This is a genomic window from Cryobacterium sp. Y82 (assembly GCF_002929495.1).
GTDB classification, from domain to species: domain Bacteria; phylum Actinomycetota; class Actinomycetes; order Actinomycetales; family Microbacteriaceae; genus Cryobacterium; species Cryobacterium serini.
The window spans coordinates 52,778-74,087 of sequence record NZ_PJJJ01000026.1 but is presented as its reverse complement, the minus strand read 5'-3'; the positions used below and the strand labels follow the sequence as shown (position 1 = coordinate 74,087).

At 65.5% G+C, this 21,310-nt stretch carries 20 protein-coding genes; 17 read left to right on the top strand and 3 right to left on the bottom strand.

What is annotated here, in order from left to right; translation table 11 throughout:
• Positions 1-5: 5 nt before the first annotated feature.
• The 9 genes from CXY70_RS04395 (at position 6) to CXY70_RS04355 (ending at position 10,574) form a co-directional block, all read left to right on the top strand.
• Positions 6-1,067: a BMP family protein gene (locus tag CXY70_RS04395; protein WP_104191169.1), complete on the top strand. Its 1,062-nt coding sequence runs from the start codon at positions 6-8 to the stop codon at positions 1,065-1,067.
• A 142-nt stretch (positions 1,068-1,209) separates the two neighbouring features.
• Positions 1,210-2,313 carry a BMP family protein gene (locus CXY70_RS04390; protein ID WP_104191168.1) on the top strand — a complete coding sequence of 368 codons (1,104 nt, stop codon included), beginning with the start codon at positions 1,210-1,212 and terminating at the stop codon, positions 2,311-2,313.
• 97 nt (positions 2,314-2,410) lie between these two features.
• Positions 2,411-3,931: an ABC transporter ATP-binding protein gene (locus tag CXY70_RS04385; protein ID WP_104191167.1), complete on the top strand. Its 1,521-nt coding sequence runs from the start codon at positions 2,411-2,413 to the stop codon at positions 3,929-3,931.
• Positions 3,928-5,220 carry an ABC transporter permease gene (locus CXY70_RS04380; protein WP_369851759.1) on the top strand — a complete coding sequence of 431 codons (1,293 nt, stop codon included), beginning with the start codon at positions 3,928-3,930 and terminating at the stop codon, positions 5,218-5,220. Before CXY70_RS04385 ends, CXY70_RS04380 begins: the two co-directional genes overlap by 4 nt.
• Positions 5,217-6,515: an ABC transporter permease gene (locus CXY70_RS04375; RefSeq protein WP_104191166.1), complete on the top strand. Its 1,299-nt coding sequence runs from the start codon at positions 5,217-5,219 to the stop codon at positions 6,513-6,515. The genes CXY70_RS04380 and CXY70_RS04375 overlap by 4 nt, the downstream gene beginning before the upstream one ends.
• A gap of 5 nt (positions 6,516-6,520) precedes the next feature.
• Entirely contained in the window at positions 6,521-6,937 is a 417-nt protein-coding gene (locus CXY70_RS04370) for a cytidine deaminase (RefSeq protein WP_255412011.1), read from the top strand.
• Positions 6,934-8,238: a thymidine phosphorylase gene (locus CXY70_RS04365; protein ID WP_104191164.1), complete on the top strand. Its 1,305-nt coding sequence runs from the start codon at positions 6,934-6,936 to the stop codon at positions 8,236-8,238. Before CXY70_RS04370 ends, CXY70_RS04365 begins: the two co-directional genes overlap by 4 nt.
• An 84-nt stretch (positions 8,239-8,322) precedes the next feature.
• A complete protein-coding gene (locus tag CXY70_RS04360; RefSeq protein WP_104191163.1) occupies positions 8,323-9,309 on the top strand; it encodes an aldo/keto reductase in 987 nt (328 codons plus the stop codon).
• On the top strand, positions 9,309-10,574 hold the full coding sequence (locus CXY70_RS04355; RefSeq protein WP_104191162.1) for an MFS transporter: 1,266 nt from the start codon (positions 9,309-9,311) through the stop codon (positions 10,572-10,574). Before CXY70_RS04360 ends, CXY70_RS04355 begins: the two co-directional genes overlap by 1 nt.
• Before the next feature lie 3 nt (positions 10,575-10,577).
• On the opposite strand, the gene CXY70_RS04350 is transcribed toward CXY70_RS04355, so the two are convergent.
• Positions 10,578-11,393, bottom strand: coding sequence for an aldo/keto reductase (locus CXY70_RS04350; RefSeq protein ID WP_104191161.1), 816 nt, complete (start codon positions 11,391-11,393; stop codon positions 10,578-10,580).
• A 23-nt stretch (positions 11,394-11,416) separates the two neighbouring features.
• The gene (locus CXY70_RS04345) at positions 11,417-12,625 is read right to left on the bottom strand and encodes an MFS transporter (protein WP_104191160.1); all 1,209 of its coding nucleotides are present in this window, start codon (positions 12,623-12,625) and stop codon (positions 11,417-11,419) included.
• A gap of 118 nt (positions 12,626-12,743) precedes the next feature.
• Between CXY70_RS04345 and CXY70_RS04340 the strand changes: the two genes are divergently transcribed.
• Genes CXY70_RS04340 through CXY70_RS04320 form a run of 5 tightly spaced genes read left to right on the top strand, consistent with a single transcriptional unit; the run spans position 12,744 to position 17,735 of the window.
• Positions 12,744-13,721, top strand: a complete 978-nt coding sequence (locus CXY70_RS04340) for a siderophore-interacting protein (protein ID WP_104191159.1) — start codon at positions 12,744-12,746, stop codon at positions 13,719-13,721.
• Positions 13,718-14,755: an iron ABC transporter permease gene (locus CXY70_RS04335; protein ID WP_104191158.1), complete on the top strand. Its 1,038-nt coding sequence runs from the start codon at positions 13,718-13,720 to the stop codon at positions 14,753-14,755. The genes CXY70_RS04340 and CXY70_RS04335 overlap by 4 nt, the downstream gene beginning before the upstream one ends.
• Positions 14,752-15,819 carry an iron chelate uptake ABC transporter family permease subunit gene (locus CXY70_RS04330; protein ID WP_233205733.1) on the top strand — a complete coding sequence of 356 codons (1,068 nt, stop codon included), beginning with the start codon at positions 14,752-14,754 and terminating at the stop codon, positions 15,817-15,819. Before CXY70_RS04335 ends, CXY70_RS04330 begins: the two co-directional genes overlap by 4 nt.
• Positions 15,819-16,670, top strand: coding sequence for an ABC transporter ATP-binding protein (locus CXY70_RS04325; protein WP_104191157.1), 852 nt, complete (start codon positions 15,819-15,821; stop codon positions 16,668-16,670). The genes CXY70_RS04330 and CXY70_RS04325 overlap by 1 nt, the downstream gene beginning before the upstream one ends.
• A 57-nt stretch (positions 16,671-16,727) precedes the next feature.
• Positions 16,728-17,735 carry an iron-siderophore ABC transporter substrate-binding protein gene (locus tag CXY70_RS04320; RefSeq protein WP_104191156.1) on the top strand — a complete coding sequence of 336 codons (1,008 nt, stop codon included), beginning with the start codon at positions 16,728-16,730 and terminating at the stop codon, positions 17,733-17,735.
• 147 nt (positions 17,736-17,882) lie between these two features.
• Here CXY70_RS04320 and CXY70_RS04315 read toward each other — a convergent pair whose 3' ends face one another.
• Positions 17,883-18,410, bottom strand: a complete 528-nt coding sequence (locus tag CXY70_RS04315; RefSeq protein WP_233205732.1) for a GNAT family N-acetyltransferase — start codon at positions 18,408-18,410, stop codon at positions 17,883-17,885.
• A gap of 161 nt (positions 18,411-18,571) precedes the next feature.
• Here CXY70_RS04315 and CXY70_RS04310 point away from each other — a divergent pair, with 161 nt between their 5' ends.
• Genes CXY70_RS04310 through CXY70_RS04300 form a run of 3 tightly spaced genes read left to right on the top strand, consistent with a single transcriptional unit; the run spans position 18,572 to position 21,249 of the window.
• Entirely contained in the window at positions 18,572-19,465 is an 894-nt protein-coding gene (locus CXY70_RS04310) for an ABC transporter substrate-binding protein (protein WP_104191154.1), read from the top strand.
• Positions 19,466-19,486: 21 nt separating this feature from the next.
• Positions 19,487-20,482, top strand: coding sequence for an amino acid ABC transporter permease (locus tag CXY70_RS04305; protein ID WP_104191153.1), 996 nt, complete (start codon positions 19,487-19,489; stop codon positions 20,480-20,482).
• Between the two features lie 14 nt (positions 20,483-20,496).
• Positions 20,497-21,249: an amino acid ABC transporter ATP-binding protein gene (locus CXY70_RS04300; RefSeq protein WP_158250908.1), complete on the top strand. Its 753-nt coding sequence runs from the start codon at positions 20,497-20,499 to the stop codon at positions 21,247-21,249.
• Positions 21,250-21,310 lie beyond the last annotated feature (61 nt).

Genomic DNA, 21,310 nt, shown 5'->3' with positions numbered 1-21,310 from the left:
TCTCTATGCGTCACTTGATTGCTGTCTCTGCCCTCGCGGCATCTGCTCTGCTGCTGGTCGGGTGCGCGCAGGCGCCGACACCCACCGCGACAACGGATGCGACGGCGCCCGACTACTGCGCTCGCATGGTCACGAACTCGGGCGGTCTCGACGACCGGTCCTTCAACCAGTCCAGCTGGGAGGGGCTGCAGGAGGCGGCGACGAAGTACAGCATTGACACCGATGCGATCGTGTCGACATCGGAGACCGACCTGGCACCCAATGTGAGTCAGGCCGTCGCGACCGGATGCCAGTTCGTTCTCACCGTCGGCTTTGAACTCGCCGAGGCGACCCTCGCCGAGGCGACCGCCAACCCCGACGTACACTTCGCGATCGTCGACGAGGTCGTCGAAGCCCCCAACGTAAAACCGATCGTGTTCGATACCGCGCAGGCCTCGTTTCTGGCCGGCTATCTCGCCGCCGGCGTGAGCAAGACCGGCATAGTGGCCACCTTCGGTGGCGGCAACCAGCCGCCCGTCACCCTGTTCATGGATGGCTTCGTCGACGGCGTCGCCATGTACAACGACAAGCACCAGGTTGACGTGCAAGTTCTTGGCTGGAACAAGGACACCCAGGACGGCAGCTTCACCGGCGACTTCGAAGATGTCAACAAGGGGAAGGCTCTCGCCCAGTCGCTCATCGACCTGGGCGCAGACATCATTCTGCCGGTAGCGGGCCAGGTGGGGCAGGGCGCAGCCGCTGCTGCGATCGAGACACCGGGCGTCTCCATTATTTGGGTCGACAACGACGGATACGTCACCCTGCCGACCCAGTTTCAGTCGGTCGTGCTCACCAGCGTATTAAAAAATACGTCTGCTGCGGTCGTGGAAGCGATCGGCGCCGACCTGGACGGCAACTTCGACAATGAGCCGTTCGTCGGCACGCTCAAGAACGGCGGCGTCGAAATTGCTGATTTCCATGATCAGTCCGCCCTGGTCTCGGTGGAATTGGTCGACGAAATCGAGCAGATACGGTCTGCGATCATAGCGGGGATCATCGTCGTCGAGGGCCCCAGTTCGCCCCAATAAGAGAAGAATCGCTTAGTTATTGTCGCGGCTTGGTAACGACTCGGTCGCGCACCCACAATGCTCATCCGCGCAGCTTCACATTGGGTAACGTGGACCCCACCACGCCCGTGCGATCTCGCTGGGCAGCACCCTGGAGGTCCTCTTGACAATTTCGACCCGGAAGACCGTACTTACCGGTCTTGCAATGTTCGGTACCGTGGCGATGCTCGCCGCCTGTGCTCAGGCCCCCGCCACCACCGACAACAACTCCGCCGCGGCGAGCGATTTTCTGCCCTGCATGGTGTCTGACGAGGGTGGTTTCGACGACAAATCGTTCAACCAGCTCGGTTTTGAGGGGCTTACCGAGGCCTCCGAGACCCTTGGGGTTGAACCGATCACGGTCGAATCCGCCGCCGAGACCGATTATCAGTCCAACGTTCAGAACCTTGTCGACCAGGGCTGCAACCTGATCGTCACCGTCGGCTTCAACCTCGCTGCTGCGACCGTGGAGTCGGCCCTGGCCAACCCCGAGGTCAACTACGCGATCATCGATGACACGGCCGACCTCGACTTCAACGGTGAGATCGACGCTCCGAACATCAAGCCCATTGTCTTCGACACCGCTCCGGCCGCCTTCCTGGCCGGCTATGCGGCCGCTGGCTACAGCAAGACCGGCGTCGTTGGAACCTACGGTGGGCTGCAGATCCCGCCGGTCACCATCTTCATGGATGGCTTCGCTGACGGCGTCGCATATTACAACGAGCAGAACGACACCACCGTTCAGACCGTCGGCTGGGACGTCGCATCCCAGACGGGTTCGTTCACCGGTGGCTTCGCCGCCGGAGTCGACTCGCTCGCCAAGGCTCAGGCCCTGATCGACCAGAACGCCGACGTGCTTCTGCCCGTTGGTGGACCGATCTTCCTGAGCGCGATCGAGGCCGTCAAGAGCTCGGGTAAGGACATCGCCATGATCGGCGTGGACGCCGACCTCTACGAGACCTACCCAGACGGTGCTGACCTGTTTTTGACCAGCATCCTCAAGGGCATGAAGGTCGGTGTGGCCGAGGTGGTGGCAAAGGCTGGCGCCGACGATTTCGACGCCACCCCGTTCGTCGGGACCCTGGACAACGACGGCGTGGGCGTTGCTCCGTTCCACAACTTCGAATCCAAGGTTGCCGCGACCATGGTTGACGAGCTCGACGCGATCAAGGCCGGCATCATCGACGGTTCGATCACGGTCGAATCGCCCGCTTCGCCCAAGCAGTAATACGCTGTAGTGACCTGGGGAGGCCGAATTGTCGGCCTCCCCATTTCGTTCCCCCGCGCAGTGATCCCGCCGGCGCTACCCCAAGAATTCAGGATGAATGAAGCTCGAACTTCGCGGCATCACCAAGCGCTTTGGTGCGCTGGTCGCCAACAACAACATCTCCCTCACCGTCGAGTCGGGTGAAATTCACGCCCTGCTAGGCGAGAATGGCGCTGGCAAGTCCACCCTGATGAACGTGCTGTACGGACTGTATGTCGCCGAAGAGGGCGAAATTCTGCTGGACGACAAGGTCCAGAAGTTTGCCGGTCCGGGCGACGCCATGAAGGCCGGGATCGGCATGGTGCACCAGCACTTCATGCTCGTTCCGGTATTCACCGTGGCCGAGAACGTCGTTCTCGGCCACGAGCAAACCACCTTCGGTGGTCGACTTGATCTGAGCGCAGCCAGGGCCAAGGTGCGGGAGGTCTCTGACCGTTTCGGCTTTGACATCGACCCCGACGCGCTCATCGAAGACCTTCCGGTCGGTGTGCAGCAGCGAGTGGAAATCATTAAGGCGCTATCCCAGGACGCCCAGGTGCTGGTGTTCGACGAACCCACCGCCGTGCTCACCCCACAGGAAACTGACGAGCTCATGATCATCATGCGTCAGCTCGCCGAGTCCGGCACCTCGATCGTGTTCATCACGCACAAACTGCGGGAGGTGCGCGCCGTCGCTGACCGCATCACGGTCATCCGCTTGGGAACCGTGGTTGGTGAAGCTTCGCCGACCGCGACCAACGCGGAGCTTGCCTCCCTGATGGTCGGCCGTGCCGTCGAACTGACGGTGCACAAGAATTCACCCGAGTTGCGAGGCACCGCGCTATCGGTGCAGAACCTCTCGGTGGTCGATTCGCGCAACCAGATCGTCGTAAACAACGTCAGCTTCGACGTGCAGGCCGGCGAGGTGCTCGCCATTGCCGGAGTGCAGGGCAACGGCCAGACGGAACTTACCGAAGCGCTACTGGGCCTGCAGCACCACGTCACCGGGTCGATCGAGCTCGACGGCAAACCACTGCGCGGCTACAGCGTGCGGCACATTCTCGACTCCGGCGTCGGATTCGTACCCGAAGACCGCACCGAAGACGGTCTCGTCGCCGACTTCAGCATCGCCGAGAACCTCATGCTCGACCGCAGCTCGGGGGCACCGTTTGTGAAGGCCGGTAACCTGCAGCTGGGATTTCGGGCCAAGTTCGCCGCCGAGAAGATTGCGGAGTTCGACATTCGGTCGCAGGGCAGCGAGATGGAAGCCGGTCGGCTTTCCGGTGGCAACCAGCAGAAGGTCGTGCTCGCGCGCGAGCTAAGCCGCAACCTGCGCTTATTCGTCGCGGCGCAGCCGACCCGCGGGCTCGATGTCGGGTCGATCGAATTCGTGCACACCCGCATCATTGAAACCCGGGACTCCGGCATTCCGGTCATTGTCGTTTCCACCGAGCTCGACGAGGTCGTGGCTCTTGCCGACCGCATCGCGGTGATGTATCGAGGAGAAATAGTGGGCATCGTTCCCGGCAACACCCCCCGGGCCACGCTCGGCCTCATGATGGCTGGCGAGCCCGCCCCGGCAGCAGAGGCCGCGCGGTGAGTGACACGACAGCCGCCGCGCCGGCGCCAGGTCCCGATCCGGTACCCGGCGCTGTGAAGAAGGACGGCTCCGAACGGTGGACCCAGGCCCTGCGCGATATCACCGGCGGCAGCGCAATGATCTCCGTGCTCGCAGTGGTGCTCGCCCTCGTTGTCGGCGCGGTACTGATCGCGTTCACGAACGATCGCGTGCAGGAAACCGCCGGCTACTTTTTTTCCCGACCGACCGACCTGGTCGGGGCCGTCTGGGAGGCCGTTGCGGGTGCATACTCGGCGTTGTTTCAAGGGTCCATCTATAACTTTCGCGCCCCAAACTTCTTCAACGCTATTCGCCCCCTGACCGAGACCCTCACCTTTGCCACGCCGCTGATCGCGGCGGGTCTCGGCGTTGGCCTCGCCTTCCGGGTCGGCATGTTCAATATCGGTGGCCGCGGGCAGATGCTCATCGCTGCCGGCGCGGCCGGCTGGGTGGCCTTTGCAGTGGAACTGCCCGCCGGCATCCACTTGATCGTCGCGATTGTTGCCGGTCTGCTCGGTGGTGCGATCTGGGGTGGAATTGTCGGCCTGCTCAAAGCCCGCACCGGAGCCCACGAGGTGATCGTCACGATCATGCTGAACTTCGTGGCGCTGTACTTGATTCAGTTCCTGCTGCGCACCCCCGGTGCGCTGCAGGCTCCAGGCAGCAACAACCCGAAGACGCCGCCCATGGCAGCGACGGCGGTGTTCCCTGAACTGTTCGGCCCGCGCTACAACCTCCATGCCGGCTTTCTCACGGTCATCGCGGCCACAATCTTCGTGTGGTGGCTGCTCAGCCGGTCCAACCTGGGCTTTCAGTTTCGCGCCGTCGGACAAAACCCCAGCGCGGCCCGGGTAGCCGGCATCAACGTGAAGAACGTCTACCTGTACGCCATGGCCATCTCGGGCGCGCTCGTGGGCCTGGCTGGCATCAACCAAGTCCTGGGCACGGTGACCACCGGGTTCGGTGCCGGCATCGACGCCGGCATCGGCTTCGACGCCATCACCGTCGCGCTGCTCGGTCGTTCAAAACCCTGGGGCATCTTTGCCGCCGGTATCCTCTTCGGTGCTTTCAAGGCCGGCGGGTTCGCGATGCAGGCTGCTGAAGGGGTGCCGATCGATATCGTCGTGGTCGTGCAGGCGCTTATCGTGCTGTTCATCGCAGCCCCGCCGCTGGTGCGGGCCATATTCCACCTGCCGACTCCGGGCACCACCAAAGGACCCGAAATTCGCGACGTCAAGACGCGCAAGACCAATGAGGTGGTGGCGAAATGAGTACGATCACGCAAGATTCCGCGCCGCTGCCTTCGTCGGCCCCGATCGTCAAGCTGACGGCGCAGGTTCGCAGCTGGAAGATTCCGATCACGTTCGGCGCCTTTGCCATCGCCTCGGTGCTCCTGTTTGTCGGGCTCGGACGCGGTCAGCGGGGTGAGCTCAGCACCTTCCGACTGTCGGAGGCGCGTGACTTCATCCAACTCCCCGAGGTTGCCCTGCCGACCTTCGTGACCGGGGTGGTCGTCGCCATTGTGCTCGTGCTCATGGCGGTGGCGTCGGCCTGGCTGGTTTATCGCCACCGCAAGATCCCGATCGTGCTGACCATCGTGTTCGCGCTGCTGTTCCTGATCGGCTTTCTGGCCTGGGCGGCGTCCGGCTCGACCATTCCCGTTCCCGGACTGTTGATCGGCACCGTCACCCTCAGCGCCCCGCTCATCTTCGGTGCTCTAGGCGGCGTGCTATCGGAACGCGCCGGCGTCGTGAACGTAGCCATCGAGGCGCAGCTGCTTGCCGGGGCTTTCAGCTCCGCCGTTGTCGCCTCTGCCACGGGCAACCCCTACCTCGGCCTGCTCGCCGCCATGGTGGCCGGGGCGCTCGTGTCGATGGTATTGGCTGCCTTCGCACTCAAGTACCTCGTCGACCAGGTCATCGTCGGTGTCGTGCTGAACGTGCTCGTGATCGGGCTCACGAGCTTTCTCTACTCGCAGGTGCTCGCCCCGAGTGCCAACCTCAACTCACCGGATGTCTTTCCGCGGCTGAACATTCCGCTGCTCAGTGAAATCCCGATCATCGGCCCGGTTCTGTTTCGCCAGACCATCATCGTCTACGTCATGTATGTCGCTGTCGCCCTGGTGTTCTTCGGCCTGTTTCGCACCAAGTGGGGCCTACGCGTGCGGGCCGTGGGTGAGCATCCGCAAGCCGCCGACACGGTCGGCATCAACGTCAACCGCACCCGATTCATTGCCGTCACCCTGGGCGGCGTCGTCTCCGGATTCGGCGGGGCGTACTTCACTCTCGGCGCGGTCGGTGCGTTCAACAAGGAGATGACCAACGGTATGGGCTTCATCGCCCTCGCCGCGGTGATCTTCGGCCAGTGGCATCCGATCAAGGCCACCCTCGCGGCGCTGCTGTTCGGCTTCGCGACCAATCTGCAGAACGTGCTGGGCATCATCGGCTCGCCGGTACCGAGCGAGTTCATGCTCATGCTGCCCTACGTCGTGACGATCTTCGCCGTCGCCGGGTTCGTCGGCCGCTCGCGGGCACCCGCCGCCGACGGAAAGCCGTACATCAAGTGAGCACAGTGACCATCGACTGGGTGGCGTTGCGCTCGCAGGCCCTCGCTGCCATGAAGACCGCCTACGTGCCGTACTCGAAGTTTCCGGTGGGCGTTGCCGCGCTCGTAACGGACGGGCGAGTGATCAGCGGATGCAACGTGGAGAACGCCTCCTACGGCCTCACCCTCTGCGCCGAGTGCGGTCTGGTTTCCGCCCTGCACCGTAGCGGCGGCGGCCAGCTCGTGGCATTCACCTGCGTCGACGGCACTGGCAACATCCTCATGCCGTGCGGTCGCTGCCGACAGCTGCTCTACGAACACTCCGCGCCGGGCATGCTGCTTGAAACGGTGTCCGGCGTGAAAACCATCGACGAGGTACTGCCGGATGCCTTCGGGCCCCGCCAACTCGCCGACTACCGCGCTGCTGTGGGACCCACACCATGACCACCATCGAAGCGTTCGACGCCGTCGACCTGATCCACACCAAGCGCGACCGCGGCGAACTCAGCGAATCGCAAATCAACTGGCTGATCGACGCGTATACGCGTGGTTTTGTCGGTGACGAGCAGATGGCTGCCATGACCATGGCCATCTTTCTGAACGGCATGAGCCGGAGCGAGATTCGCGCCCTCACCATGGCCATGCTTGCGAGCGGCGAGCGGATGAGTTTTGCCGGCCTCGGCAAGCCGACCACCGACAAGCACTCCACCGGCGGTGTCGGCGACAAGATTACTCTGCCGCTGATGCCGCTCGTGGCGGTCTTCGGGGCTGCCGTTCCGCAACTCTCCGGCCGCGGGCTCGGCCACACCGGCGGCACCCTCGACAAGCTCGAGTCCATTCCGGGCTGGCGGGCCAACCTCACCAACGCCGAGATGCTCAAGCAGTTGCAGGAGATCGGTGGGGTGGTCTGTGCGGCCGGCAGCGGCCTGGCCCCCGCCGACGGCAAGCTCTACGCCCTGCGCGACATCACCGGCACGGTCGAGTCGATTCCGCTGATCGCGTCGTCCATCATGTCGAAGAAAATCGCCGAGGGCACCAGTGCGCTCGTACTCGATGTGAAGTTCGGCTCTGGCGCTTTTCTGAAAGACATCGAGCGGTCGCGGGAGCTGGCGCGCACGATGGTCGAGCTCGGTGAGGACGCCGGGGTGGCAACATCCGCTCTGCTGACCAACATGAACGTGCCGCTCGGTTTTGCCATCGGCAACGCCAACGAAGTGCGCGAATCGGTGGAGGTGCTCGCTGGCGGTGGGCCCGCCGATGTGGTCGAGCTCACGGTGGCCCTCGCCGAGGAAATGCTCTCGCTGGCCGGAATCACCGGCGTCGACGTGGCCGCGGCCCTCGCCGACGGCCGGGCCATGGACAAGTGGCGTGCCGTGATTCGGGCACAGGGCGGCGACCCGGATGCCACGCTGCCGGTCGCCCGCGAAACCCACGTCGTGCTCGCTGAGCGGAGCGGCGTATTGGTCGAACAGCAGGCGCTGCCGTTTGGGATCGGTGCCTGGCGGCTTGGCGCTGGCCGGGCGCGCAAGCAGGATCCGGTGCAGCATGCCGCCGGAATCGACCTGCACGCCAAGCCCGGTGACACCGTCGTGGCCGGCCAGCCGCTCTTCACACTCAGTGCCGACGAGCCGGCGCGGTTCGCCCGGGCGCTCGAGGCCGTCGCTGGTGCCTGGCGCATCGGCGACCCCGGCGAGCCCGTGCAGTATGGCGGGCCGCTGATCGCGGAGCGCATCGGGAGCCGCTAGCGACGTCACCCGCACCCGGCGTAAGTGGGCGAACGACGGCACGTGCTCCGGCGGCAAGGCCCGTCGGGTGCCTAAGCTGGGGACATGCAAAAACGCACCCTCGGACGAACTGGCCGCACTGTTTCCGTGATCGGCCTAGGCACTTGGCAGCTCGGGGGCGACTGGGGCGCCGTGTCCGACGCCGACGCCACCGCAGTGCTGGCGGCATCCGCTGATGCCGGTGTCACCTTTTTCGACACGGCGGATGTCTACGGTGACGGCCGCAGCGAGCGGCTGATCGGGCAGTTTCTGGCCCATGACGCGCTTGGTGCCGACGTCACCGTCGCCACCAAGATGGGCCGCCGCGTCGAACAAGTTCCCGAGAACTTCGTACTCGCCAATTTTCGGGAGTGGACCGACCGGTCCCGGGCAAACCTCGGCATGGACACCCTCGACCTCGTGCAGCTGCACTGCCCGCCGAGCGCGGTGTTCGACTCCGGCGAGGTGTACGACGCGCTCGACACCCTCGTCGGCGAGGGCGTCATGAAGAACTACGGTGTGAGCGTGGAGACCTGCGACCAGGCCCTCGGCGCGATCAGCCACCCGGGTATCGCCACGGTACAAATTATTTTGAACGCTTTTCGGCTCAAGCCGCTCGATCAGGTGCTGCCGGCTGCGCGCGCCGCCGGAGTCGGTATCATCGCCAGGGTTCCGCTGGCCAGCGGGCTGCTGACCGGCAAATATTCTCACGAGACCGTCTTCGCCGAAAGCGACCACCGAAACTTCAACCGTGACGGCAGCCACTTTGATGTCGGTGAGACCTTCTCCGGCGTCGACTTTGAGGTGGGCCTGCAGGCCGCCACCGAATTCGCAGCCCTGGCTCCGGCCGGCCTCACTCCGGCCCAGGCCGCACTGGCCTGGGTCGCCCAGATTGACGGCGTGAGCGCCGTCATCCCGGGGGCCCGCTCGGTCGCGCAGGCGCAGGGCAATGCCGCGGCGGGCGTGGCCGAGCCGCTCGGCATCACCTTCAACGAGGGCGTGCAGGACATCTACGACCGGCTCCTGCGGGAGCAGATCCACCCGCGCTGGTGATGCGTCGGCGGTCGTCGGGCAGCCTGGGACCGGCTTTCACCAACCTGTTCACCGCGAGCCTGGCGAGCAACCTCGGCGACGGAATCGCCCGCACGGCGCTGCCACTGTTAGCCGCCCGGCTGACCAACGATCCCTTGCTGATCAGCGGAATCGCTGCCATGGCGATGCTGCCCTGGCTCCTCTGCGCCATTTCTGCCGGAATCCTGGTCGACCGCATCGACCGCCGCATCGCGCTCGGGATGGCCAATACGGTACGGATGCTCCTGGCCGTCACCCTGTGTCTGCTTTCGATTACCGGCACCCTCAGCATCGTCTGGCTTTATGTCGTGATCTTCATTTATGGCGCCTTCGAGACGGTCTACGACGGGGCCACCAGAGCGGTGGTGCCGAGCATCGTCGGACGCAGCGACCTGCCTCGCGCCAACTCCCGCATCGAGGCTGGCGAGCTGGTCGTGCAGAATTTTCTGGCCGGACCGTTCACGTCCTTGTTATTCGCGGTGTCGGTCATCATCCCGCTCGGGGTGAACGCGCTCGCTTTTCTCGTGGCCGTCGTGCTGGCCTTGCTACTGCCGAAAATCGCGTCGGGGCGCCAGCACGTACTGATCGGGGCCAAGCCCGAATCGGCCTGGTACCGCCAGTTCGTCGATGGCTACCGGTTCATCGTGAAGAGCCGCATGCTCGTGACGCTCTGGCTGCTCAGCACCGTGGTCGGCCTCGCGTTCTCGTTCGCGACGGCGAGCTTTGTGTTGTTCGTGCTGGGACCGCTTGGGGTTCCAGAGCTCTGGTTCGGCCTGTTCATGCTGAGCGGGGCGGTCGGCGGTATCGTCGCATCCGTTTTCACTGCACCTCTGAAGAACCGGTTGAACGCGGGGCCAACTATGGCGCTCATGCTCGTATTGAGTGGCCTGTCATTTCTCGCGGTCGGACTGTGGCCGAACCTCTGGGTCACCGTCGTGTTCTTCGCGGTGAGCAGCGGCGCCGTCACGGTCTGGAATATCCTGGTGATGTCGCTGCGGCAGAGCATCATTCCTGGCCGTTTGCTCGGGCGGGTGCACGGCACCTGGCGTACCCTGCTCTGGGGTGCGATGCCGGTGGGTAGTGTGCTCGGTGGGTTGGTCGGCCGCATCGATCTCGCGTTGCCCTTCACCATGGGCGGCGTGGTCGCGACCGGGCTCGGCATCGTGTTCTACCGCTTTGTCAGTTCGCTGCCCAACCCGGAGGATGTGCCAGACCCCCTCGGGCCAGACGCGCTCGTGCCGCTGTAGGGTTCAGTCGAGGTCGTCGGGGTCTTTGCCGGTGCGCTCGCCGCTGTCGAGTGCCGCAATCGCCGCAAGATCCTGCGGGTCGAGCACAATGTCGAACACGTCGATATTGGCTCGAATACGCGCCGGCGTGACCGACTTGGGAATGACAATGTTGCCGAGTGACAGGTGCCAGGCGATCACGATCTGCGCGGCGGACTTGCCGTGCCTGGCTCCGATCGCATCCAGCGTGGGGTTGCCGATCGCCCGCCCGCGGGCCAGCGGCGACCACGCTTCGGTACGGATGCCGCGGGCCGTGTCATACGCGCGCACCTCGCTTTGCGGCAACCACGGGTGCAACTCCACCTGGTTGAGCACGGGCACGACCTCGGTCTCGGCCAAGAGCCGGTCGAGGTGGTGCGGGTGAAAATTGGAAACGCCGATCGAGCGGGCCCGGCCGGTGGCGCGGATCGCTTCGAGGGCGCGATAGGTGTCGACATAGCGGTTCTGCTTCGGCGCCGGCCAGTGGATCAGGTACAGGTCGACGTAGTCCAGGCCCAGCTTGGCGAGGCTCTCATCGAAGGCTTTCAACGTTTCGGCGTAGCCGTGGCGGTCATTCCAGACCTTGGTCGTCACGAACACGTCTTCCCGGGGCACGCCGGAACGCGCGAGCCCCAGCCCGACGCCGACCTCGTTCTCGTAGAGCGCAGCGGTGTCGACGTGACGGTACCCGGCGTCGAGCGCGACCTGCACGGTCTCGGCGGCGAGGTCATCCGCTACCTTGTAGACCCCGAGACCGAGCTGGGGAATCAGGTGGCCGTCGTTGAGGGTGAGTGAGTTCATCCCTTCATGCTAGGAGAACTGGGCTAAGAGACCTGCACCTGGATGGGCTCGGTGTCGGGAATGGGGCTGATGTCCCGGCCACGGAGGTCGGGGTGCCAGCGACGACCGAGCGCGGGAATGATGCAGCCGAGGGCGGCGAAGCCCACGGCGACATAGATCGCCGAGACCGGCCCGGACTGGTCGATCGAGAACCCGGCAATGGCGGAGCCCAGGGCGGCCCCGATCAGCTGGCCGGTACCGACCCAGCCATAGGCCTCGGCGGTGTCGCTGAACTTCACGCTCGCCGAGACGATGCCGAACAAGACCGCGAAGGCGGGAGCGATACCGACCCCCGCCACGAGCAAGGCCAGTGACAGCCACCAGAAGGTGAGCCAGAGGCTTGCCAGGGCGAGTCCGATCGTGACGATCAGCATGCGGGCGGCGAGTGCCCACGGTCCGATCGGGGCGTGGCCGAGTGCGAGCCCGCCGATCAGGGAGCCGATGGCGAAGATGCCCAGCACCCAGCCGGCATCGGCGCTGCCGTGCCCGAACACGGCGACCACTCCGGCCTCTACGGCGGCGCAGGCGGCTACGAGGGTGAACCCGACGATGGTGCTGAGCAGCACTTCAGGCTTCTTCAGCACCACACCGAGCTTGCGGCGGCTGCGCGGGATGCGCACCCGCCCCACCTCCGGCAGGGAGACGAACCAGATTCCGCCGGCGACCAGAAAAAATGCGGCGAGCAGGATGCCTGCCGTCGTCGACACCTGCAGCGCCACGAAGGTCGCGATGACGGGGCCGAGTACCCAGATGATCTCCTGCGCCGAAGCGTCGAGCGAAAACAGCGGGGTGAGCTGGCGGGAGTTGACGATCTTGGGATAGATGGTGCGCACGGCTGGCTGGATCGGCGGCGTCGACAGACCGGCCACGAATCCGATGAGCATGAGGCTCGGTACCGACAGCGGAACCAGCGCCATGACGATGATCGACACCGCGCAGATGAACATGGTCGCGATGATCACCGGGCGCATGCCGAGCCGACCCATCAGGCGACTGGTGAGAGGACCCGCGATGGCCTGGCCGATGCTCATTGCGCCGAGAACGAGCCCGGCAGCGCCATAGGAATCAAAGATCTGCTCGATGTGAATGAGAAAGGCGAGCGAGAGCATGCCGAACGGGAAACGGGCCGTCAGCTGCGCGCCAATCAGGCGGGACACGCCGGGTGTACGCAGGAGGGTCCAGTAACTTTTCACAATGATTTCAGTCTACGGTCGCGCGCGTCGAAATCTGGGGCACCCAACGTGACCCATGTGGGCCTGGCGATCTCGACCGCACCGCCCGTTGTGAGGACAGGCATGCCATACTAAGGTTATGCTTACCTTACCGATTCGGACCAGCCTGGGTGCCGCAGCGGTCACCGACCGCCCGGCCTACCGTCCTTATCGGGCCACCGTGGTCGGCATCCGCTCGCTGAGTGATCATTTCACCCGGGTGACGTTCTTCGGTGCGCAATTCGATATTTTCGGCACTGCCGGGCTCGATCAGCGCGTCAAGATCGTGCTGCCACTGCCCGGCTGCGGGCTTTCCGATATCGGCGCTGATGACGACAGCCCCGGTACCGGCGGCACGTGGTACGACCGCTGGCGCGCGCTGCCCGACGCCGACCGCAACCCGTTTCGCACCTACACAATTCGAGCAGTGCGCCCCGAACAACGCGAGATCGATGTGGATTTCGTGACCCACACCGGCCACGACACCCTCGGCCCGGCCGCGCGCTGGCTGCAGGCGGCGTCCATCGGGAGTGACGTTGTCATCGTCGGCCCCGACCAACGCAGCCCTGGTCGTGCGATCGGCCTCGACTGGCACCCCGCCCACGCGACCGACCTGCTGCTGGCCGGTGATGAAACCGCCGCCCCCGCTATCGGCAGCATCCTCGAGAGCCTGCCCGCTGGCCGCCGTGCCCGCGCCTTCATCGAAGTGCCCACCGAAGCGGATGCTCTGGCCTTCGTGCTGCCGAACGGTTGCGAGATCACGTGGCTGGCCCGCGACACAGCGCCGCACGGAGAACGCCTGGACGAAGCCGTGCGTGACTGGGTCGCCGACAACGGCGCGCTCGTCCACCTGGCGGTCGCTGCACACCCGGAGCCGTTCGCCGAGGTCGACGTGGACTGCGACCTGCTCTGGGAATCGCCGAACGACGAAGCCGGCACCGGTTTCTACGCCTGGCTCGCGGGCGAATCCTGCATGATCAAACTGCTTCGACGTTTTCTGGTGAGCGAGACGGGCATCGACCGTTCCAGGGTGGCCTTCATGGGCTACTGGCGGCTCGGCCGGTCCGAAGCTCAATGACCCTGATCCACGAACGCCCCACGCCCACCCGCACCCGTCCGCGTCGCGTCGTCATCGGCTTCGCGCTCGCGTTAGTGCTGCTCGGCCTGAGTATCGCCGCCTCGCTGCTGGTCGGCACCCGGGAGATCGCCCTCGGCACCGTTGTCGAGGCATTGCTCAGCCCCGACGACACCGTGACGGACCACACCGTCATCCTCGACCTGCGAGTGCCGCGCACCGTCGTCGGCCTCCTCGCCGGTCTCGCCCTCGGCATGGCCGGCGCCCTGATGCAGGGCGTCACCCGCAACCCGCTCGCCGACCCCGGTCTGCTGGGCGTTAATGCCGGGGCCTCACTGTTTGTCGTCGCCGGAATCGCCTGGTTCGGTGTGACGTCCTCGCTCGGCTACGTCTGGTTTGCCTTTATTGGAGCTGCCGTCGCCGCGACGATCGTGTACCTGATCGGTTCGCTCGGTCGGGAAGGCGCCACCCCGGTCAAGCTCGCGCTCGCCGGAACCGCGCTCACCGCCGCGTTCACCTCGCTCATCACCATCGTGCTGCTCGCCGACACCGAAACCTTCGACCGCTACCGGTTCTGGGCGGCCGGGTCTTTGGTGGCTCGCGGCCTTGACGCAGCCCTGCCACTCGCCCCCTTCATCCTGGTCGGCGCGGTTCTCGCCATCATGGCGGCCCGCATGCTCAATGCCCTCGCCCTCGGCGACGACCTCGCCAGGGGGCTCGGCCAGAACCTCGTGGTCGCCCGCATCGTCTGCGCTGTTGCAATCGTGCTGCTCTGTGGCTCGGCGACGGCGATGGCCGGCCCGATCGTGTTCGTCGGCCTGGCCGTACCGCACGTGGCCCGCTGGATCACCGGCCCCGACTACCGCCTCATCATCGCCTTCTCCGCCCTCTTTGGCCCCACCCTGCTCGTCGCGGCTGATGTGCTCGGTCGCCTCATCGCCCAGCCCGGCGAGATCGAGGCGGGCCTCGTCGTCGCGTTCCTCGGGGCTCCGGTGCTCATCGCCCTCGTACGCCGCGTGAAACTGGCCGGCCTGTGAAGTTCAGCGCGCAGAAAGCGGATGCCGCCCCCCGCGCCGTCCCCTCACTGGCCGCCGTGCACGCCGGCCGCAGTAGGCGCAACCGGAGCGTCATGCTCGTGCTGGTCGGCGCCCTCGTGGTCGTCGCCGCGTTCAACCTTGCCGTCGGCGCGTACTCACTCAGCGTGCCCGACCTGCTTCGCACCCTCACCGGGCAGGGCACGCAGAGCGAGAACTTCATCGTGCTCTCGCTGCGGCTGCCGCGGCTGACCCTCGCCCTGCTCGTGGGAGTGGCGTTCGCGCTGTCGGGAGCGCTGTTCCAGACCGTGCTGCGCAATCCGCTTGCGAGCCCCGACATCATCGGGGTGACCGGGGGAGCGAGTGCCGCCGCCGTCTTCGGTATGCTCATCCTCGGTTTCGGTGCCGTCGCCACCTCCCTCGCCGCGTTCGCCGGGGCCATCATCGTCGCCTGCGCCATCTATCTGCTGGCACGCCGCGGCGGCGTGGTCGGTTATCGCTTCGTACTGATCGGCGTGGGGATCGCGTTCATGGTGCAGGGCCTGCTCGGCTACCTGCTGTCCCGTGCCAATCTCAACGACGCGCAGGGCGCCCTGCTGTGGCTGGTCGGCAGCGTGAGCGGCGCCCGCTGGCAGGATACTGCGGTCGTCGCGGTCGTGCTGCTGGTGCTGCTGCCCGTCATTCGCGCACTGAGCAGCCGCCTGCGCGCCCTGCAACTCGGCGATGATCTCGCGACGAGCCTCGGTGTCGGCGCTGAAGGCACGCGGCTCATACTGCTCGTGATTGCTGTTGCGCTCGCCGCGACGGCGACCGCTGCCGTCGGTCCGCTCGCCTTCGTGGCCTTCGTGGCGGCGCCGATCGCCCGGCGAATTGTCGGCACCGGCGGACTCGCCCTCCTTCCCGCGGCCCTCGTCGGTGCGCTCATCACGACCGTGGCCGACTTCACCGCCCAACACCTGCTCCCCGGGCAACTCGAACTGCCCGCCGGAATCATCACGGGCGCGATCGGCGCCCCCTACCTGCTCTGGCTGCTCGCCAGCAGCAACAAAACCGGAAAGGGCGCCTGATGCCCCACCTGCTGCGCGCCGAGGGAATCAGCCTTGGCTACGACCAGACACCCATCATTGAGAACCTCGACCTCGAGGTCATTCCCGGGGCCATCACCGTCATCGTCGGTGCCAACGCTTCGGGCAAGTCCACCCTGCTCAAGGGGCTCTCGCGTCTGATTAAACCGGATGCCGGCCAGGTCACCCTCGGCGGCCGCAACATCGCCGCCCTGCCCGGTAAGACAGTCGCGACCATCGTCGGGCTCCTGCCGCAGCAGCCCGTAGCCCCGGATGGCATCACAGTGGCCGACCTCATCGGGCGTGGCCGCTACCCGCACCAGGGCTGGTTTCGGCAGTGGTCGAGCACCGACGACGAGATCGTCGCCGCAGCGATGACCGCCACCAACACCCACGAGCTCGCTCGGCGCCGCCTCGAAGACCTCTCCGGCGGGCAGCGCCAGCGTGTCTGGATTGCCATGGCGCTCGCCCAGGATCCCGAAATTCTGCTGCTCGACGAACCGACTACTTTTCTCGACGTGACCCACCAGATCGAGGTGCTCGACCTGCTGCTCGAGCGCAACCGTGTGCGCGGCACCACCGTCGTGATGGTGCTGCACGATCTCAACCTCGCGGCCCGCTACGCCGACCACCTCGTCGTCATGTGCGCCGGGCGCATCGTCGCCAACGGCACGCCGGCCGAGACGCTCACGGCCGAGATCGTGCAGCACGCCTTCGACCTCGAGGCGCGCATCGTTCCCGACCCGGTCTGCGGCGCCCCGATGGTGGTGCCGATCGGCCGGTTCCACGGGCGGGTGCCAACGGCGCACACCGAGGCCGTGAATCGAAGTCGAAAAGGTCTTAAATTAGGGTAGGCTACCCTTAGAACGCAGGGCTGTCAGGTCGCCTGCGACCGACGACTGGAGAACCACGTGTCCCGACGCCTTACCCTCGCGCTCGCTGCCGCCGCGAGCATCCTCGCCCTCGGCCTCAGCGGTTGCACGGCCGCCGCCAATGACGCGACTGCTCCGGCTGCCGATGCCGCGGCATCCGGCAGCTTTCCCGTCACCATCGAGCATGCCTTCGGCGAAACTACAATCGACCAGCAGCCGACCCGCGTCGTGGCCTGGGGCTGGGGCAGCGCCGACGACGCGATCGCGCTCGGCGTGATTCCAGTGGCCATCCCCTTCCAAAGCTACGGCGGCGACGAGAACGGCGTGCTGCCGTGGATCAGCGAGGCACTGGAAGGCGAAGAGGTGCCGGTCATATTGCCAGACACCCAGGAGCCGCCCTACGAGGACATCGCCGCGGCCGCCCCCGACGTGATCCTGGCCGCCTACTCCGGTATCACCGAACCGGAGTACGACCTGCTGAGCAAGATTGCCCCCGTCGTCGCCTACCCGGGCGACGCCTGGGCCACCCCGTGGCGCGATCTGATCGAGATCACCGGAACCGCACTCGGCAAGACCGACGAGGCGAGCGCGCTGCTAACCTCGATCGACACCGAAATCGCCGACCAGGCCGCCGCGCACCCCGAATTCGCCGGCAAAACCATCGCCCTGGCGAGCGACAGCGCCGGCAGCTTTTACGTCTACAAGAAAGACGACCCGCGCGTCGACTTCACCCTCGACCTCGGCTTCGTCAGCGCGCCCGCCGTTGACGAACTCGCGACCGACGAGGCGAGCTTCTACTACACGCTCAGCTACGAGCAACTCGACCAGCTCGACAGCGACCTGCTGGTGAACTTCGGTTCCACCCAGGAAGAGTCCGACGCGTTCCTTACCGCGAGCTACGCCCAGGCCATGCCGCAGGTGCAGGCCGGCACGGTCGCGTCCCCGGTCGGCGCGGCCTTCATCAGCTCGGTCTCCCCGCCCACCGGACTCTCGCTGTCCTGGGGCCTCGAGGACTACGTTGCCCTGCTCGCGGCCGCGGTCAAGTAAGGCCCTTTTAAAAAGCGGATGCCGCAGCGCCAACTCGCTGCGGCATCCCTGTGCCTCTTTACCGATCAGCGCCTCTTCACCGATCAGCGCCTCGGCACCGACCAGCGCCTCGGTGGCGTGCACCGGCGCCCTGTTTAGCCGACCGGTCTACGGCTCGACAGAACCGCGTTTGGCGACGCCAGCATCGAGTTGCTTGCGAAACTCCAGATACCCGATCGACTCCCGGTCGGCGTCAAGGTCGAACTGCGGCTCATAACCGAGCGTGAGATACAGCGCCACCGCCTCCGGCTGGCGCGGCCCCGTGGTCAGCACAATAGAACGGATGCCCCGCCGGGCAGCTTCGGCCTCCAGCTCGGCCATCACTTGGCGGGCGAGGCCGCGCCTTCGGTGCGCCGAGTGGGTCCAAACTCGCTTGATCTCGACGGCACCAGCATTCTCGGCCCGCATGAACGCTCCGCCGGCAACAGCGCTGCCGTTCTCCACCAGCAGGAGAAACGTGCCACCGTCGATCGGTTGAAAGCGCCGGGCCGGATACCGGCTGAGCTCGATCGACGACGGAATTCCGTCGTTCAGGCCGTAACGCTCGTCGTACTCCCGCGAGAGTTCAGCCACCAGCGCGGCCGCGAGCGGGTCGGTCGGTGACGTGTACAAAATATTCGGGGTTTCGGTAGACACCTCTCGACGATAGATCCGCGGCATCCGCTCGTCAAAATTTCCCTGACGGGTTAGCGCTCGAATTTGCCGCGCCGCGCTTGCACTAGGCTCGTTAGGTCTTACCCGCGTGTGGGCTCATCGTCGAACCCGCGCATTTTCGACCACCTAGAGAAGGAAGTGCCATGCGCGCACGCTACGTTATTCCGGCATTCGCTGCCGCCGCCGTCTTGCTGCTGACCGGCTGTGTCGACAACTCCACTCCGACCGCAACGACATCGCCCGATGCCGCGAGCACCATCGAAGCGGATCCCGCAGCGGTCGCGCTGCTCCCCGCGGACATTGCAAGCGCGGGCGTGCTCGTCGTCGGAACCGACGCGGCCTACCCGCCAAACGAGTTCAAGGACGAGTCGGGGGCACCGATCGGCTGGGGTATCGAGCTCGCCAACGGTATCGCCGCCAAGCTCGGCCTCACCACGAAGTACCAGATCGCGTCGTTCGACACCATCATTCCAAGCATCACCGGTGGCACCGTCGATATCGGTGAATCCTCCTTCACCGATAACCTCGAGCGCGAGAAGCAGGTTGACTTCGTCAACTACTACAACGCCGGAATCCTCTGGGCCGCGCCCGTTGGCAGCACCGTCGACCCCGACAATGCCTGCGGCCTCACCGTCGCCGTGCAGGACAACACGGTTGAAGAGACCGATGAGTTGCCCGCCAAGAACGCGGCCTGCGTCGCAGCCGGCAAGGAGCCCATCGACGTGCTGCCCTACGGTTCGCAGGACGAAGCGACCAACGCGGTCGTGCTCGGCAAGGCCGATGCGCTCAGCGCCGACTCGCCCGTCACCCTCTACGCCATCTCCAAGGCCGACGGCGAGCTACAGCCCGCCGGCGAGAGCTTCGACACGGCGCCGTACGGCATCACCGTCGACAAGGGATCCGAGCTGACGGCGGCCGTGCAGGCCGCCCTGCAGTCCATGGTCGATGACGGTTCCTATGGCAAGATCCTCGACGCGTGGGGTGTCACCGATGGTGGCATCGACACCATCACCATCAACGTCGCCGCCAACGGCTAGAAAGAGTAAGCGACCCACATCATGACGAACACGACGGCGACCGGCGTCAAGACAGAGCCCGGTATCAAGGCCATTCGCCTGCGCCACCCGTGGCGCAATACCTTCGCGGTCGTGTTGCTGCTCATCGTGGCGCTGTTCATCGCCGATGCGGCGATGCGCCCGGCCTACAACTGGCCGGCGGTCGGCAAGTACCTGTTCGACCAGCGCATCTCGCAGGCGGCGTTCATCACCCTGCAACTCACGGTCTACTCCATGGTCATCGCGATCATTCTCGGGGTGACCCTCGCCATCATGCGGCTCTCACCCAACACGGTCGTCAGCAGTATCGCCTGGGTCTACCTGTGGATCTTCCGTGGTACCCCGGTGTACGTTCAACTCGCATTCTGGGGCCTGATCGGCACGATCTACCAGACCATCGACATCGGGTTGCCCTTCACCGAACCGTGGGTGTCTTTTCCGACCCGGGTCGCGCTGAGCGCGTTCATTCTCGCGATCGTGGGACTTGCCCTCAACGAGGCCGCTTACATGGCCGAGATCGTGCGCGCCGGCCTGCTCTCGGTCGACAGCGGGCAGGAAGAAGCGGCGACCGCGCTCGGTATGAGCTGGTTCCAGACCATGGTGCGCGTGATCGTTCCGCAGTCGATGCGGGTGATCATTCCGCCGGCCGGCAACGAGGTCATCTCGATGCTCAAGACGACCTCGCTCGTGACGGCCATTCCTTTCACCCTCGAGCTGTACACGCGCTCCCGCGACATTGCCGCCGTGACTTTCGAAACAGTGCCGATGCTCATCGTCGCGTCGATCTGGTACCTGTTCTTCACTTCCATCCTCATGGTCGGCCAGTACTTTCTCGAGAAGCGGTTCGCCCGCGGCATCGGCGACCGCCGCCCAGATAAGAAAGCGGATGACGCGACGGCGTCGATCACGGGCACCATGACCGGGGTCACCCCGGTCGTCGGCAGCGGTCAACCCACCGTTGTGCTGCCCCCCACCGACCCGCACAAGGAAGACCGCTGATGCTAGACACCCCTATGGTGGTCGCCGACCGCGTCTCCAAGAGTTTCGGCTCTAATGAGGTGCTCAAGAGCATCTCGCTCGAGGTCAAGCGCGGCGAGGTCATGTGCCTGGTCGGGCCAAGCGGCTCGGGCAAGTCCACCTTTCTGCGATGCATCAACCATCTCGAGGTCGTCTCGTCCGGACGCCTGAGCGTGGATGGCGAACTCATCGGCTACCGCGAGGCCAACCACAAGCTCTACGAGATGCGCCCTAAGGAGGCGGCGCGGCAGCGCCGAGACATCGGCATGGTGTTTCAGCGCTTCAACCTGTTTCCACACATGACCGCTTTGCAGAACGTGATGGAAGCGCCCATCCGGGTCAAGGGCCTGTCGAGGGCAGGGGTCGAGGCCAACGCCCGCGCCCTCCTGGCCCGGGTCGGTCTCGCCGAACGAGCCGACTACTACCCCGCGCACCTCTCTGGCGGACAGCAGCAGCGGGTCGCGATCGCCCGTGCCCTCGCCATGGAACCCAAGCTCATGCTGTTCGACGAACCCACCAGCGCGCTCGACCCCGAGCTGGTCGGCGAGGTGCTCGACGTCATGCAGGTCCTGGCCCGCGACGGCATGACCATGATCGTGGTCACCCACGAGATGGGTTTCGCCCGCGAGGTCGCCGATTCGCTGGTCTTCATGGACGGCGGCGTCGTCGTCGAGAGCGGCGTACCCACCGAGGTGCTCGCCAACCCCCAGCACCACCGCACCCAGGCCTTCCTCTCCAAAGTGCTCTAGCCCCACTCACCCCTTTCCGGGCCCGGGCCCGGAAAGGGGGCCCATGATCTATCGTGGGCCC